Source organism: Chitinophaga sp. ARDCPP14, assembly GCF_051362515.1.
In the GTDB taxonomy this organism is placed as follows: Bacteria; Bacteroidota; Bacteroidia; order Chitinophagales; family Chitinophagaceae; genus Chitinophaga.
In genome coordinates, this window is record NZ_JBKIXB010000005.1 from 107307 (window position 1) to 122881 (window position 15575).

A 15575-nucleotide genomic window follows, 5' to 3' on the forward strand; every position below is an offset into this window, starting at 1 on the left:
GGATGCCCTTCCGGACACCCTCTCCTTTTCTTATTTAGAATTGGCTTTAGAACTTAAACGTTACGTTTCCGGAAAAACGTCTTGGCATTTGAGGCTCAATAGTGCTCCAGCCTTTGTAGTATTCTTTATTACCGATGTTATCGAGTTTGAAGGCTACATTAAATTTGTTGGTGTTATAAAACAGGGAACCATTTAACACGGTGTAGGATGGCAACGTGAATACGCCTGTGGTAAGCCTGTTCAGGATCATGTTTTCGCTGGCATAGTTGCCGCCGAATCCGATACCAAAGCCTTTCACCGGACCATCCTGGAATTTGTACGTAACCCAGAGGTTCGCCAGGTTTTTAGGTCCGGCTTCTTCGGGACGTCTGCCTTCGTAATCTTTATTATCTGTTTTAACGAACTTGCTGTCGTTGTAGCTATAGCCTCCGGTGATATTCAAACCCGCTACCGGGTTAGCCACTACCTCTGCTTCCACGCCGCGGCTGGTTCTTTCGCCGCCTTGTGTAAAGCTGGCTGTAGGACCACCGCCTATTTGCATAATGATATCTTTCACTTTGATATCATAATAGCTCACAGAACCTGTGATCATACCACCCAACAGGTTTACTTTCACACCACCTTCCATTTGATTGGCTTGCTCAGGACGGAAAGTTTGCCATACATTATCGCTGGGACGTTGTCTTGGTGCGCTGTTGGTGAAACCATTCATATAGTTGGCGAAAACAGACAATGTATTCAGGATAGGCTGGTACACGATACCGAACTTAGGCGACAGGGCAGTTTGTTCGTATTTCTCATTGGTGCCGGCAGTAAGACCCCCATTTTTAAAATGGTCTACCCGCAAACTGGCCATTACCGATAAGCTGGGCAGAATGTTGAATACATCCGACACATAAGCGCTGTATGTTTCCTGTGTAAGGTTAGAATTATCCACTGAGGTAGCGTTCAGCAGTGAGTCGGTGTGCTGCCTTGAAAGGATGCCGTTGTCGTTACCGGCCATATCTATCAGTCCATTCATCACATACCCGGTACTGTTGCCCTGTGTTTTACGGCTGAAATAATCCAGGCCCGCTACGAGTCTGTTACGGAACTGCCCGATCTTAAAGTCGCCCGTAAAGTTTTGCTGGATATCAGTAGTGTTGGTACTACCGTTCTGATAGCTGATATACCTGGCAAAAGTAGGCGAAATATTGGGGAAGCCCGGCATAGCTGCAGAGCCTTCATACAGGTAGGAATAGTATCCGTCTGATTTGGCGGTTCCTCTTGACACAATGGTTTGCGAGGTCCAGGTATCGGATAATTTATAGATCGCCTGTGCCTGCACACTGGAGGTAGGCGTTTTAATGCTGAGGTTATTGCTGGTATAAGAGCGTTTGTTATCATAGCCCAGCTCCTGCAGGTTCTTTGCAAACAAGGCAGTACCACGGTCGAGGAACAGCATGGTAGGGTTGGTACTTTCTGAAGAAAGGAATTCGGTATTCAGCATCAGCGTAAGGCGGTCGCTCGCACGGTAGGTAAGCGACGGCGCAATGAAGCGTTTCTTCACGAAGCCCGCATCCTGGAAACTGTTTTCATCGTGATAAGCACCAGTTACGCGCAACAACACTTTATTATCTTTATCCAGCGGGGTATTGATATCAGCCGTCAGGCGGTTGAGGCCATAGCTGCCGCCGGTATAGCTGATTTCTCCGCCGAAGTGGTCATAAGGTTTTTTAGTAACGGTGTTGATCAAACCGCCGTAAGAAATTACGGAGCTGCCGTACAACGTACCGGAAGGGCCTTTCACTACTTCAATCCTTTCTACGTTGGCTACATCCAGGCCGCCGTTGGTTAAGCCGGGCAGGCCGTTTACCAGCGTAGGCTGCACCGCGAAGCCACGAAGCGAGTAATAACCAGCGCCATCGCCATCGCGACCGGTGGAGGACCATAATTTGCTGATACCGGGCGCATTGTTCAGCGCATCCTCATAACGGGTTACCACCTGGTCTTTGATCAGCTCGCTGGAAATAACGCTGTATACCTGCGGATTTTCAATATTCTTTAAGGGCAGTTTTGCCACATATTCGCTGCTTCTTTTGGTATACTTGTTCCGGGAGGCAGTCACCTCTACTTCATTCAGGTTCTTCTCGGAAATATTCAGCTGAAGATCCACAGTAATAGCTTTATCTTTTTCAACAGTTACCTGCTGACTGCTGGTTTCATATCCTGTGAGTGATACCTGGATAGTATAATTTCCCGGGGTGATATTGCGAAGTAAATAAGTACCGTTATCGTCTGTGAGGGTTGTTTTCTTAGTGCCTTTCAAAACTACTACCACTCCCGGCGCCGGCTTGTTATCTGATGTGGTGACGAGTCCCTTTATACTGCCACCGTTGTCTATTTCCTCGGCGGATAAAGTGCCGGATACAATTGTTGTCAGGAACAGTAAACACCATGCTGTTCTTTTTAAAAATTCCCTTATCATAGCTTTGTCCATTGTCTGGTTCCCTAAAATTTGCAGCCGCAAAGTTCGGGGCATGTGATATGCTGAGGCAGACGGATACGGAATTTGATTTACGCAATCGGGAAAAATTCAGCGGAGGTTGTCTTTCTCACTGATTACGCCGATTATGCTGATTTGCCGGATTTACTTTTTTGATTTTTATTTAAATGATTTGGGGAGATAAAGCAGATATCACTGCTTTATCTCCCCAATCTTAATAAATGATAATTAATTATTTATAGCTTTCAATTAAGCAGGTGCTTTAAGTTAATCACTAAAAATTTCGGTCAATACAATCCGCATAACCAGGTAACCGCAGATGAATCCAAAACTTAAGAAAAGTACCATAATAGCGCCGGAGAAAACTGCTGCAAATGCCTCGCTATTTACTACACCAGGCACCATCATTCCCTTAGCCATTTTTATTGATACGTTCTCGATAAAACCTGGTATTTTCGACAACTCAACCAACCCCGCTCCGATGATCACTTTGGTTAGCCAATCCGATATTTGTGTGAGATTAGTATTCGCCTGTACTATTTTTTCGGCCTTTTTATTGTCTGTCAGCGTTCGTTGCTGCGCATCAGCAGCAGTAGGCAGGCCGCTGGTAATAATAGTAGGCACACCAAAAATAAAACCCGTAACTGCGCCTATCATTAGAAAGGCAAATGCCCAGAGAAAGGCCGGCGCAAGATACAGTTTACCAACCAGGTTGGCATAGAACAAAGGCGTGAGCAGGATTAAAAAGGCCACGAGTAACCAGAATGTAGTCCAGAAAAACTTTTGATTACCACCGATAGCATTAATAATTTTTTGCCAGATAGGCCGGGCTTGGGGAACAGAACTTTCCAGATTATGTGCTTCCATGAGGTTTTTGGGGGTTTAATGATGAAGGGATTATCTTAATGAAGATAAGACATTAGAATGCTTTTTTTTGTTAATCTACCTCCTGGCTAAATAAAAAAAGCCACCCCCTTGCGGGAATGACTTTTCTCTTTCATCCACTATCTATCTACTTAACTTTTACATTAGGGGCGGGTGCATCGTTCCGTACTTCTTCTGTGGCGGTAGCCACCAGGGTATCGCCGGCGTTCAGCTCTCCAAACACTTCGGTTTTACCGTTTTCACTGCGACCGGTAGTTACCGGTACCCATTTCGTCTTTTTATCCTGTATTTTCACCACGTATACACCGGTGGTGGAATTGAGGACGGCAGAGGAAGGCACCAGGAAATTGTTGGCATTACCGGTGAGTGGAATGGCTACTTCTGCCACCATACCGGGCAATAACGTTTTATCATTATTGGCTACGTCAATTTCAATATGCTGGGAACGGAGTTTGCGGTCCAGCGCACCGGCGAGGCGGATCACTTTTCCTTTAAATTCCTTATTGTTCAGGGATCGTACTTTAAAAGCCACTTCGCTCTGGTTGGTGAGATAACTGGTATAGGCTTCCGGCACGCTTACCACTAACCTGAGTTTCTTTTGTTCCTGTAAGGTGAAGATGGGCATTTCAGAACCTTTTCCGGAAGGTCCCACATAGGCGCCGGCGCTTACGTTACGCGCAGTGATCACCCCGCTGAAAGGCGCGCGTATCTCGAGGTAGTTGCGGTTATCCCCTACTTCACGGTGCGCGGCTTTGGCAGCGTCGAGCTGGGCCAGGTCGGATTTCTGCCGGGCAAAGGCCAGGTCCAGGTCATTCTGTGACACGGTACCCGGGGTTTTGCTGGTTTCCAGCAGGCGGTCGTAGGTGGCTTTGCTGGACAAATAGATCGCTTCCTGCGACTTTAACCTGGATTCAGCGCCGGAGAGCTGCGAATTGATTTCCGGGGCTTCCATGGTAGCCAGCAACTGACCGGCAGATACTTCACTGCCCACATCCACACTCATCTTTTTAATAAAACTGCTCACTTTGGCATAAAGATCTACCTGCTGGAAAGCAATCAGCTCTCCGGGAATTTGTATAGAAGAAGACAAGCTGCCCTGTGTCAGGGAGAAAACTTCAACAGTGGGCGCTGCTGCAATGGCGGATGTGTCTTTTCCCTCTTTGGCGCCGGAGGTACTGCAACTGTACAGTCCTGCGATGATCACCATCGCTGACAATAAAGGAAATGTAATACGGAAACCGCTGTTCATATAGTATATTTTATTAGAATTAGATAATGGTCAGGCTTTTTCGTCTGATGGGATATAGTGAATACTTTCTTCATCTCTTGGATGCAGTGATACGCTCTGTGTACCTGCTTTACCCTGTCCCCATGCAAACGCCAGGGGCAAAATAAACAGTGCCGCAAAAGTGGACGCTATCAGTCCGCCTACTACCGCCCTTCCCAATGGGGACGACTGATCGCCGGCTTCACCCAAACCGCTGGCCATAGGAATCATACCTACCACCATCGCGAGGGCTGTCATTAAGATAGGCCGTAAACGCAATGCCGCCGCTTCTGTAGCAGATAACAGCGCATCGCCGTTATGCTTCCGCAACTGCTCTGCATTCGTGATCAGCAATACGGCGTTGGAAATAGATACTCCCACCGACATGATCATACCCATGTAAGATTGCAGGTTCAGCGTAGAACGGCATAGCATCAGCAACACCAGGGATCCCAGCAACACCGCCGGCACCGTAGCCAATACTACGGCAGATACTTTGAACGACTGGAAGTTGGCCGCCAGCATCAGGAAGATCACTACAATCGCCACCAGCAAACCACTCTGCAAACTATCCAGCGTGTCCGTGAGCGTATTGCTTAACCCAATCAGGTCTACATTCAGTCCGCGCGGCAGCGTACCCAGTCCGGCAATCGCTTTCTTTACATCCACTGCAGCCGTACCCAGATCGGTATTATTCAGGTTAGCCGTTACCGTTAGTGTGGGCATGGCGCCGAGGTTATCTACCTCGCCGTAAGTGGTATCTACCGACATAGTAGCCACATCACTCAGCAACGGACGGGAATTATTCCTCAGCAACGGAATTTCACCGATCTGTTCTTTGCTGTTCATCTTACTTTCCGGCACCTGCACCTGTACGTTATAACTTAAACCGGCTTTTTCATCTACCCATATATTCTTTTCCGTTAACCTGGAAGAAGAAGTAGAAGCCACCAGGGAACGGGATATATCGTTCATATCTACTCCCAGCTGTGCAGCCCGGATACGGTCTATATTTACGTTGATAGCCGGATATTTAATGGACTGCCCTAACTGTACATCGCGGAGATAAGGCAGCTTATTTAATTCAGTAATCAGCTTCTGCGCATATTGCTCGCTCAGTTTCCGGTCGCGGCCCGCAAACCGCACTTCCACCGGCGTGGGCGACCCCTGGCTAAGGATCTTATCCGTTAACTCTATCGGCTCAAAAGAAAGTTTTATCGTTGGATCAATCACCTTTGCCTTCTCCCTGATCTTATCCTTTAACTCATCCAGGTTAGTATGATAATGTTCGCTGAGCGACACCTGCAATACGGCTTCATGCGGGCCCGCCATCCACAGGAAGATAGGTGCCGTGGAAAACAACTGCGGGTGCATACCTATGTAGGCGGAAGTAATGGACACATTTTCCTTTCCCACAATCTGGTTAATACCATCCAGCAATTTGATGGTTTGCTGTTCCGTGCGTTCAATACGGGTACCATCCGGCACTCTCATCCTCACCTGGAACTGGCTGCCATTCACCTTTGGCAGTACATCACGGCCAATGTTGGCAAGCAGCAATACCACGATGCCACAAACCACCACCAGGTAGCCAATCACAATAGGCTTCCGGTAAGGCATCATCCTTTTGATAAAGCGCAGGTAGCGGTTTCTCAGGCGTTCGAAGCGACTAAGCTTACCATTGCCGTTAAAGTCGCCGCGCTCTATCAATACTTTCTTTTGTTCCCAGGTATCTTTTTCACCGGAAAGACCAGCAGCCGCAAATTCTTCTGCATCTGTCATCTCGCCGCCATCTGCTTTCTTGTGATGCTTTACTTTCATCACCCAGTTAGCCATGATAGGCACAAATGTTTGTGCCAGGAAATAAGAGATGATCATGCTGAATCCTATAGCCAAAGCCAGCGGCAGGAACAGTGATCCCGGGATACCGCCCATGGTAAAGGCCGGCGCAAATACCGCAAGGATACAAAACAGGATCAGCAATTTCGGGAAAGCAATCTCCTGGCAGGCATCCCAGATAGCCAGCGCTTTGGGTTTTCCCATATCCAGGTGCTGGTGTATATTTTCTATGGTCACCGTACTTTCATCTACCAGGATACCAATGGCCAGCGCCAATCCGCTCAGCGTCATGATATTGATGGTTTGCCCGAACAGGCTCAGGAAAAGCACAGCTGAAATAATGGAGGTAGGAATGGTAAGGATCACAATCATCGCCCCGCGCGGATCACCCAGGAATAATAACACCATTAAGCCCGTAAGGATCGCGCCGATGGTGCCTTCCGTGAGCAAACTTTTTACGGAGTTGATCACGTAGGTCGACTGGTCAAATTCATAGCTCAGCTTCACATCTTCCGGCAGCTGCGCCTGCATCTTCGGCAATGATTTTTTCAGGTTCTGCACTACTTCCCAGGTAGAGGCATCGGCGCCTTTGGCGATGCTCAGGTATACCGAGCGACGGCCGTTTACCAGCGCATAACCTGCGGTAACATCCGCCCCGTCTTCTACCGTAGCTACATCTCTCAGGTAAAGATTTTGTACATCTCCCTTAAATAAGGGAATGTTTTCAAAATCTTTTACGTTACGGATCGTGGTATTAGCCGGTGTGATGTAATTATTATTCCCGATACGCACGTTACCGGAAGGAGCCGTTTGGTTATTAAGCCGCATGGCTTCCACCAGTTGATCCGGTGTCATATTATGCTGACGGAGCAGCTCAGGATCGGCCTTGATCACCACGGTACGCATATTACCGCCGAATGGAGTGGAACCTATCAGGCCAGGAATGGAAGTAAAGGAAGAACGCACATACACGTTTGCCATATCCAGCAATTCGTTATTACTGCGTTTATTACTGCTCAATACCAGCTGGCCTACCGGCAAGGTGGAGGCATCGAAACGGATAATAAACGGCGGGTTGGAACCAGGTGGGAAAATGGCCTGTATCCTGTTGGAAAAGGCACTCACTTCCGCAGCTGCCTGCGCCATGTTGGTACCAGGGTAAAAGTTGATCTTCATCAGCGTAAGACCCTGGATATTTTTTGTTTCTATACTTTTAACGCCATTTACAAACAGGAATATATTGATGTATTGTTTAGCAAAGAAGGATTCCATTTGTTTGGGAGTATATCCCCCAAAAGGATGCGACACATAAATTACCGGCATGTCCAGCTTCGGGAAGATGTCAATCTTAATCGTATTGACTGCTTTAATCCCGAAGAAGAACAGGCCGGCAACTAGTACCAGGATGGTAATAGGTTTTTTTAATGCGAAACTGATTAAGTTCATGGTAATGAAGTGTTGATAAATAAAGCCATCAATGGCGTCCGTTTAACGAAAAGCTAATTTTCAAAGATGCTGAAATCACCTACTGCGGCGGCTTTCAGCAATAATGCCTGCCATACGTTACTATATGCAATATCCTTGTCTGTTTCCGCCCTGATGAGTGCATACAGCGCCTGTGTTACATCTACCAGGTTGGTCAGTCCGTTTTTATACAATACTGATTTCTGGAGATAGGCATCTGAAGCGGCTTTCACCTGTACAGGCGATTCCAGGTAATTATCTAAAGCATTTTTGATTTTGATATCAGAGAGGTCCAGCTGTGCGCGGATCTGCTGATCCGCCAGGTTGTATTCTTCCTGTAATCCCTGGCTGATGAGCTGTTGCGACTTCACCTGCCGCGAAATGCGGAAGGGCTGCGTAATATTCCAGGTAACGCCCACGCCCAACAGGTAGTTGGTACGGGTAGGCTTAATGCCATCCCAGTAGCTATGGGTGAAGTCTGTTTGATCGGTAGCATAACCATAGCCGAAGCCCGAACCTCTTGTCTGCAATACGCCCACCAGCGTAAACGCCGGGTAATAAAAGGTTTTAGCATATTTTGCCTGTTCATCGCTAACAGCGATCCTGCTCTTATACCACTGTAACAGCGGGTGGTTTTCCGGGGAAAATGTTTGCTGCGGCAGCGCCGGGATGCGGGCTACATAAGAAGTGTCCAGTATAAATTGCCGCGGCGTGATGCCCAGCAGCTGTGCCAGTTCATTGCTTTGTGTTTGTTCAAAATCCCTCGCTTTGGTAAGCGCAATTTTTGCATTGGAGTATTCCGCGTTGGCCTGGGAGGAATCAACACCCGCTATCAGCCCGTTTTTCACGCGGGTAACCACTACCCTCCTGATGGTATCTGCACGTTCCAGGTTTTCCTGGTAAGAGCGGGTTAATTGCTGTGCTGCTACGAGGTTTAAATAAGTGGCCGCCACTTTTATCTTGTGCTTAAAAATCTCCTGTTGCCAGTCTTTATCGTTCTGAGCGGCGGCCGCTAATGCTGTTTTAACTTTTTCCTTTGCCCTGCCGAAAGCAAAGAAATCCCAGTTGATATTAGTAAGGTATAATGCGCCGAAGGAGGCGTTCCAGTTCTGATGATCGAGTGGTAAGCCGGAGGAAGCCACTGCTAAGCCTCCGAAGCCGTACAGCGGGCCGTTCTGGCCGTTTACGGTACCATAGTCCTGTTGTGCTGCCACATTGAAATTAGGCAGGTAATCGCGGCGTGCCTGGGACACCTGTTCCCTGGAAGCTGCGGTGTAGCTGGCTTTGGCACGGATCGTTCCATAGTTGGCAATAGCCGTGTCGATAGCCTGCTTTAAGGTAAATGCCTGTTGTGCATATAAATGGTAGCCTGAAAACAGGGATACAAGCGCCAACAGCAAATATTTCTTACTCCACATGAATAAATAGATTTTACGGTTGAAATATCCTGAAGGATATTCAACTGCAAAATTTCTGTATCATTTTGAAGTAAACTTGAAGGAAAAGGGAAATACGGATTTTTTTTTGTGAGATGGACACTTAAACGGCTACTGCGGCCGCTACAGGCAAGGCATCACTGTTTACTGTCTGTTTTTTGTAAAAACACACCTGTATTTTATGCCATCCATCGCTGTAATTATAATCCACATCATAGCCATTCACCTCGCAGATTTGCTTTACGATGGCCAGTCCGAGCCCGATGCTGTCGTTGCTCTGGTTACTTTTCTTAAACCGCTGGAACAGTTCACACGTGGGGATTTGCGGCGGTATGCCGGTATTGCTGATGCTTAACTCACGGTGAGTGAGCACCATTTTTATTTGTCCGCCGTCGCGGTTATGCCGGATGGCATTGCTCAGCAGGTTGCTGATAAGCATTTCAGCAAGGGCCGGGTGAATATTAAGCGGAATGTTTTTATCAAGATTAGTGGTGATGGCGATTTCACGCATAGTGATCCAGTCTTCATAAGTAGCAATCACATCTTTCACCACGCGGCAAAACTTGAGGCTCTCTGTTACTTTAAACTCCTGGTTTTCCAGCTTGGTGAGCAAAATGAGGGAGCGGTTAATATGTGACAGTTTCTCAATGGCATTCTGCATATCCCCAAGCAGTGCGGCCTGCACGCTATCGATGTTGGTTTCGGACAACAGTTCTATCTTACTGCGGATCACGGCCAGCGGCGTTTGTAATTCGTGCGAAGCATTTTCGCTGAACTCTTTTACGGCAGCGTAATCTTCCATTGCTTTATCGGTCATCTTGCTGAGGAATACATTCAGCTCTTTAAATTCGGTGGTGCTGGTTTCCGCCAGCTGCAGTTTATTCTTTTGTTTCAGGTCGAAGCTGTGAATCGCTTTCATGGTGCGGCGCAGCGGGGAAAAGATCTTACCGGAAAGCAACCTTGCTGTAACAGATACCGCAAAGATCATCAACAGCATTTTCCATACTACCGTGCTGAGCATACCCCGGAATATTTCTTCCGATTTGATCACATAATTATAGGACGATATTTTATATTGCTGGTCCCCGATTTTATACCAGGAATCTACCGTGATGCGGCATTCTTTCTTTCCAAGATCTTCTGCTACAAAATTATCTTTTGTTACAATTACCTTCTTCTCCGGCAGCGGACCCGCCACGGTGGTAATGGCAATGGGCCTGCCATGGGTGTAGCGGTCTGGTTTTTCACCGGCCATCATCTGCTGGGCCACCCGGTCGTTGACGGCGGTCATACGCGCTACTTCGGCGTCATCGAGGTGCCTTTTGATATTATTGCGCGAAATCACCATGGTAACAGGCGTTACCAGGAACACGATCCCTATAAACCAGAGTGTTATTTTATTAAGCAGCTTCATGTTTTGGATGTATTAAACTTGTACCCTAATCCATAAACCGTTTCTATATAGTCTACTCCTTCTGCGGCGCTGATCTTCTTTCTCAGATTTTTCACATGCTGGTAAACGAAGTCGAAGTTAGCCAGGTTATCGGTATAATCACCCCAGAGGTGAGCGGCGATAGCCTGTCGTGACAGTACACGGTTCTTATTGACCACAAAATACAACAACAGGTCGAATTCCTTGCGTGTTACGTCCAGGAGGGAGTTATTGATCAGGGCTTCCATGGTGTCGGTATTCAGCTCTATTTCATTGAAAACAACGAGGTTATTGCCATCCAGCTTCTTCCGGCGGTAAATAGCTCTCAGGCGGGCATGCAGCTCCGGTAAGTGAAAAGGCTTGGTTACATAATCATCCGCACCCCGTTCGAGGCCGTTCACCTTATCGTCGAGGGCATCTTTCGCGGAAATGATCAGCACCCCGCTGCTGATATTCTCCTGCCGGATGAAATTGAGCAATTCCATCCCATTGCCGTCAGGCAGCATGATATCCAGCAGTATACAGTCGTAAGTGAAAAGAGAAAGCTTTTCCCGGGCCGTTTCCACATCATAAGCCAGTTCGCTGATATACTTTTCCCCGTTGAGGTAATCGGAAATACCGCTGGCCAGTTCCTTGTTATCTTCTACAATCAATACTTTCATATAAACACACCTGGATGCAAAGTGCGTAGTAAATTTATAGCAAATTTGAAGTTTTGCCGCGGATTTTGTCTTGGCTCAGGATTACGCGGATTTTGTCTTTCCCGCTGATTACGCTGATTTTACTGATTTAGGGGATTTGATCACTTTGGATTTTTAAATGATTCGGGGAGATCTAAGCGGATTTCGTCTTGGCTCAGGATTACGCTAATTTTATTTTGGGATTTTAGCGGATTTTGTCTTTCTCACTGATTACGCTGATTAGGCTGATTTTTTTGAATTTTAGCGGATCTTGCTTATCTTTATAATATCTGTAAGGTATTGATAACCAGTTTACTTCTCCGAAGGATGCGTCTAAAGAATATTTCAAAACCTGCTATAGCGCATTGATACACAATACATTACCGATCAAGTCCACGTCACCTCCACATCAAGGCCAGCTTCAAAGCACATTAAAGGCAGATGCAAAGTAAGTCCAAGGCATGTCCAAAGCCAGTACAAAGCATAACCTATCTCCTCTTCACATCATCTTTAAATACCCCATCTTCTCCTTCAAAAAAACAACATCCGCTTACATCTCCCCGAATCCTTTAAAATCCCAAGTGATCAAATCCCCCAAATCAGTAAAATCAGCGTAATCCTGAGAAAGACAAAATCCGCGTATCTACGCGCCGAAAAGCTCCGCCAGCTTCTTATTCATCGCCTCGTCATCCTCTCCGCCGCCACCGTAGCGGCCAATGATCACACCATTGGGGTCTATCAGGATTTTGGTGGGGAGGGAATGGATGCCGTAGTAGTCGCTCAAATCTTCGGGGTTGGGCAGGTTCTTTTCCCGCTTGCTCCAATCCAGGCCGCGGAGTACATGCCGCCAGATGCCGATGCCATCTTCGTTAACGGCTTTTTTCCATGCTTCAGGCTTGGAGTCGTCGTCAGAAACGCCGATGATTTCGAAGCCTTTGCTGCTGTATTTACCATATAGCTCCTTCAGGTGCGGATTGCCTTTGCGGCAGGGTCCACACCAGCTGGCCCAGAAGTCGAGCATCACGTATTTGCCTTTGAAATCAGCAAGACTAATGGTTTTGCCTTCGATATCGGTTTTGGTGAAATCATGAGCAGGACTGCCGGGAGAGCCGGCGCGCAGGGCGTCCAGTTCCTGTTTGATTTCAAGGCCGCTGGCGCTTTGCTGCATCTCAGGCGACATCTTTGCATAAAAGGCCTCTCCTTCCTGCAAAGGCATATTGCCTATACGAAAACGAAGCAGCTGTGCAGATACGTAGGAGTTGGGATGCTCAGTAAGGAAGGCTTTATCCGTTTTCTCCATTTCCTCGTAATAGGGCTCCATCTGGTCTTTTATTTTGTCCAGCTTTGTTTTGTAGGCCTCCAGCGCAGCTTCGGATTTCTTTGCTTTGATGGCAGTAATGTATTCTTTATTCAGCTTATTAAAAGCATCAGACAGTGGCTGGAGCTTTTTCATGATAGGTGCGCGGGCCGCATCAAGCTGGTCCTGGTCCAGCTGGGCTTTGGAACCCGTGAGTTTCGCGTCCTTCAGGCGCCCGGTGGAAGACTTTAATTTCATGGGCGCTGCCTCCATGAAAAAAGAGGCCATGTCTCCTTCTCCGTACATGGCAGTCTTTTTATCCACGAAGATACGGCCTTCTACCGGCTGCACCAGTTTACCGCTGAAGGTAAACTGCCCGTTTTTCGACAATACGCTGTCGGTCCGGTATTCCTTGCCGCTTTCCGCATAGGCGAGGTACACGTAGCGATTGGGAAGACCCTTAATATCTCCCGCAAGGGTAAATGGTAACTTTTCCTGCGCCTGTGCCCCAAATTGCAGGGCTATAAAAGGAAGCGCAATGAGACTGTATTTCATGCTGCTGTTTTTTGAGATGATTATAATACTTCCGCCAGTTTCTTTTCCAGCTCATCCCCATGCAGATCTTTGGCGATAATTTTACCGGAAGGATCAACCAGGAAGTTAGCCGGAATGCTGCGGATATCATACTGTTGGGCGATGGCGTTGTTCCAGAATTTCAGGTCAGACACATGCGTCCAGGTGAGGTTGTCCTGGTGAATGGCGTTAAGCCACTTCTCTTTGCCGGTGGGCTGATCCAGCGATATGCCGAGTACCGTGAAGTTCTTGCTGCTATACTTTTGGAAGGCGGCCACTACATTCGGATTTTCTTCCCGGCAGGGATGACACCAGCTGGCCCAGAAATCGATGAGTACATACTTACCGCGGAAATCCTTTAGGGAAACGGGTTTGCCTAAAGTGTCATTCTGCGTGAAGTCCGGCGCCATGCTGCCGATGCCGGTGAGTTTATTTACACGTATGCTGTGCGCCAGTCGTTTTGCCGGGCCGTTTTCTTTCGCAGCGGCAGACAATTTATTAAAGATACTTTCCTTTTCATCCAGCGGCACGTCGTTCAGGTGCGACAGCAACGATGCGCTGATACCGGATTTCGGATGTTGCAGGATCCATTGTTTGGTGAGGCTGTCACGCTCTTCCTGCATGCGTTTCATTTTAGGTTCGAGGGCTGCCAGGCCGGCGGAGTCCTTTGCGGCGTATAATTTATTCGCCTGTTCATAGAGGGCTGCCTGTCCTTGCAACCCGGGCGCCTGTTTCAGCAGGGCCGTATATTCGTTGTAATCTTTTATGTATTGCGGACCTGAGAAAGTGGCATTCTTAAACATAGGTCCATCTCCTTTTATGGCGACGTTTCCTTTATCGAGGTAGTAAAAGATCATATTATTGTCTCCATACTTTTTCCCGATCTGGATAATATAGAAATCTGCTTCCCCGGGGGCGATGTTTGTTTTGATGGTAAACCCGCCGGCAGTGGTTTGCACGGAGTCGCGGCGGTCATCGTTGCCCTGTGAGCGCCAGTATACCCACTGACCAGCCGGCAGATCTTTGATGGTAGCCGTGATGGTGGTGTTTTGCTGTGCGTAGGCTGCTGCTGTAGTTAATGCAGCAGCCAGCAATGCGGTTATTTTTTTCATACCTGCGTAGTTTTTACTTTAATATTTCAGCCAGCTTTGTATGCAGTGCAGTACCTCTTAATTCTTTGGCGATGATGATGCCTTGCGGATCTATCAGGAAAGAAGACGGGATCGCCTGGATACCGTATTCCTGCGCTACTTCATTGCGGAAGCCTTTCAGGTCCGACACCTGCATCCAGGGCATGCCATCCTGCTTAATCGCTTCTTTCCATTTATCGGCTTTATCATCGAGCGATACGCCGAGCACGGTGAAGTTTTTATCTTTGAATGTGTTGTAAGCCTTCAGCACGTTGGGGTTTTCAGCGCGGCAAGGACCGCACCAGCTGGCCCAGAAATCGAGCAATACATATTTGCCTTTGAAGTCGGATAAGCGAACGGGTTTACCATCTACATCTCCCTGAGTGAAATCTATCATCGGCTCACCGATCGCACTCTTTTTCAGCACAGCGAGGCGTTTGGCCAATCGTACGCCGGTAGCGGTTTGTTGTGCCGCCGGCGTGAGTATACGGAACATACTGTCTACCGGTGCATATTCTCCCATCACGGCCATATCTGCCACCATGTTCAGGCTTACGGCGCTTTCAGGATGTGCTTTAATATAGGCTTTGGCGCGGGCCCTCCGCTGATTACGCAGGGATTCGAGGTTCGCTTCCAAAGCCGCTTTGGCGGTATCGTTACCTTTTACTTCATCGTACTTTGAGTAAAGGGTATCTTCCTGGCTGGTGATATCGGAGATCGATTTTTTATACGCTTCGTAAGCGTCCTGCGTGGCGGAGCCGGTGATCTTTATCTGGTCCGTTGAATCCATATTTCCGTTCACCTGTATAGCGGCATTTTCCACGAACAATTCCAGGTAGCGTGTGGAGGTACCGATATATATTTTTTGCGGCTCGGTGATGTTGCCGGTCCAGGTGAAGCGGCCATCCTTTACCGGCACCGTGTCTGTTTTAGCAGAATCGGCTACCGGTATGGAGATGAAAACAACGGAGTCCTTCAATCCGCGCAGCTCCGCCGTGATACTGGCGGAGGGAGCTTTAGGCTGGCTGCAGGCGGCGGCCAGCAGCAGCATGGCAAACATAGTGGGTGTGTGGATCTTCATACTGAA

The 15575-nt window shown here is 47.9% G+C and carries 10 protein-coding genes; all 10 read right to left on the reverse strand.

The window, feature by feature from the left end:
• Nucleotides 1-46: 46 nt before the first annotated feature.
• On the reverse strand, nt 47-2467 hold the full coding sequence (locus ACLHR0_RS15540; RefSeq protein ID WP_436487732.1) for a TonB-dependent siderophore receptor: 2421 nt from the start codon (nt 2465-2467) through the stop codon (nt 47-49).
• Nucleotides 2468-2752: 285 nt separating this feature from the next.
• Nucleotides 2753-3352: a hypothetical protein gene (locus tag ACLHR0_RS15545; RefSeq protein ID WP_436487734.1), complete on the reverse strand. Its 600-nt coding sequence runs from the start codon at nt 3350-3352 to the stop codon at nt 2753-2755.
• 145 nt (nt 3353-3497) lie between these two features.
• Nucleotides 3498-4619: an efflux RND transporter periplasmic adaptor subunit gene (locus tag ACLHR0_RS15550; protein ID WP_370912075.1), complete on the reverse strand. Its 1122-nt coding sequence runs from the start codon at nt 4617-4619 to the stop codon at nt 3498-3500.
• Between the two features lie 30 nt (nt 4620-4649).
• Nucleotides 4650-7922 carry an efflux RND transporter permease subunit gene (locus ACLHR0_RS15555; RefSeq protein ID WP_429063938.1) on the reverse strand — a complete coding sequence of 1091 codons (3273 nt, stop codon included), beginning with the start codon at nt 7920-7922 and terminating at the stop codon, nt 4650-4652.
• 53 nt (nt 7923-7975) lie between these two features.
• Complete coding sequence (locus ACLHR0_RS15560; RefSeq protein ID WP_429048990.1) at nt 7976-9358, reverse strand: TolC family protein; 1383 nt, start codon at nt 9356-9358, stop codon at nt 7976-7978.
• A 121-nt stretch (nt 9359-9479) separates the two neighbouring features.
• On the reverse strand, nt 9480-10790 hold the full coding sequence (locus tag ACLHR0_RS15565) for a sensor histidine kinase (RefSeq protein ID WP_429048993.1): 1311 nt from the start codon (nt 10788-10790) through the stop codon (nt 9480-9482).
• Complete coding sequence (locus ACLHR0_RS15570) at nt 10787-11470, reverse strand: response regulator transcription factor (RefSeq protein WP_079473001.1); 684 nt, start codon at nt 11468-11470, stop codon at nt 10787-10789. The genes ACLHR0_RS15565 and ACLHR0_RS15570 overlap by 4 nt, the downstream gene beginning before the upstream one ends.
• Nucleotides 11471-12131: 661 nt before the next feature.
• Nucleotides 12132-13340 carry a redoxin domain-containing protein gene (locus ACLHR0_RS15575; protein WP_436487738.1) on the reverse strand — a complete coding sequence of 403 codons (1209 nt, stop codon included), beginning with the start codon at nt 13338-13340 and terminating at the stop codon, nt 12132-12134.
• A gap of 20 nt (nt 13341-13360) precedes the next feature.
• The gene (locus ACLHR0_RS15580; protein WP_436487740.1) at nt 13361-14470 is read right to left on the reverse strand and encodes a redoxin domain-containing protein; all 1110 of its coding nucleotides are present in this window, start codon (nt 14468-14470) and stop codon (nt 13361-13363) included.
• A gap of 13 nt (nt 14471-14483) precedes the next feature.
• Nucleotides 14484-15569: a redoxin domain-containing protein gene (locus ACLHR0_RS15585; protein WP_370912069.1), complete on the reverse strand. Its 1086-nt coding sequence runs from the start codon at nt 15567-15569 to the stop codon at nt 14484-14486.
• Between the last annotated feature and the right edge of the window lie 6 nt (nt 15570-15575).

Bases quoted from the DNA above. Each gene is read 5' to 3' on its own strand.
- ACLHR0_RS15540 (WP_436487732.1), bottom strand. From the start codon at position 2,467: ATGATAAGGGAATTTTTAAAAAGAACAGCATGGTGTTTACTGTTCCTG.
- ACLHR0_RS15545 (WP_436487734.1), bottom strand. From the start codon at position 3,352: ATGGAAGCACATAATCTGGAAAGTTCTGTTCCCCAAGCCCGGCCTATC.
- ACLHR0_RS15550 (WP_370912075.1), bottom strand. From the start codon at position 4,619: ATGAACAGCGGTTTCCGTATTACATTTCCTTTATTGTCAGCGATGGTG.
- ACLHR0_RS15555 (WP_429063938.1), bottom strand. From the start codon at position 7,922: ATGAACTTAATCAGTTTCGCATTAAAAAAACCTATTACCATCCTGGTA.
- ACLHR0_RS15560 (WP_429048990.1), bottom strand. From the start codon at position 9,358: ATGTGGAGTAAGAAATATTTGCTGTTGGCGCTTGTATCCCTGTTTTCA.
- ACLHR0_RS15565 (WP_429048993.1), bottom strand. From the start codon at position 10,790: ATGAAGCTGCTTAATAAAATAACACTCTGGTTTATAGGGATCGTGTTC.
- ACLHR0_RS15570 (WP_079473001.1), bottom strand. From the start codon at position 11,470: ATGAAAGTATTGATTGTAGAAGATAACAAGGAACTGGCCAGCGGTATT.
- ACLHR0_RS15575 (WP_436487738.1), bottom strand. From the start codon at position 13,340: ATGAAATACAGTCTCATTGCGCTTCCTTTTATAGCCCTGCAATTTGGG.
- ACLHR0_RS15580 (WP_436487740.1), bottom strand. From the start codon at position 14,470: ATGAAAAAAATAACCGCATTGCTGGCTGCTGCATTAACTACAGCAGCA.
- ACLHR0_RS15585 (WP_370912069.1), bottom strand. From the start codon at position 15,569: ATGAAGATCCACACACCCACTATGTTTGCCATGCTGCTGCTGGCCGCC.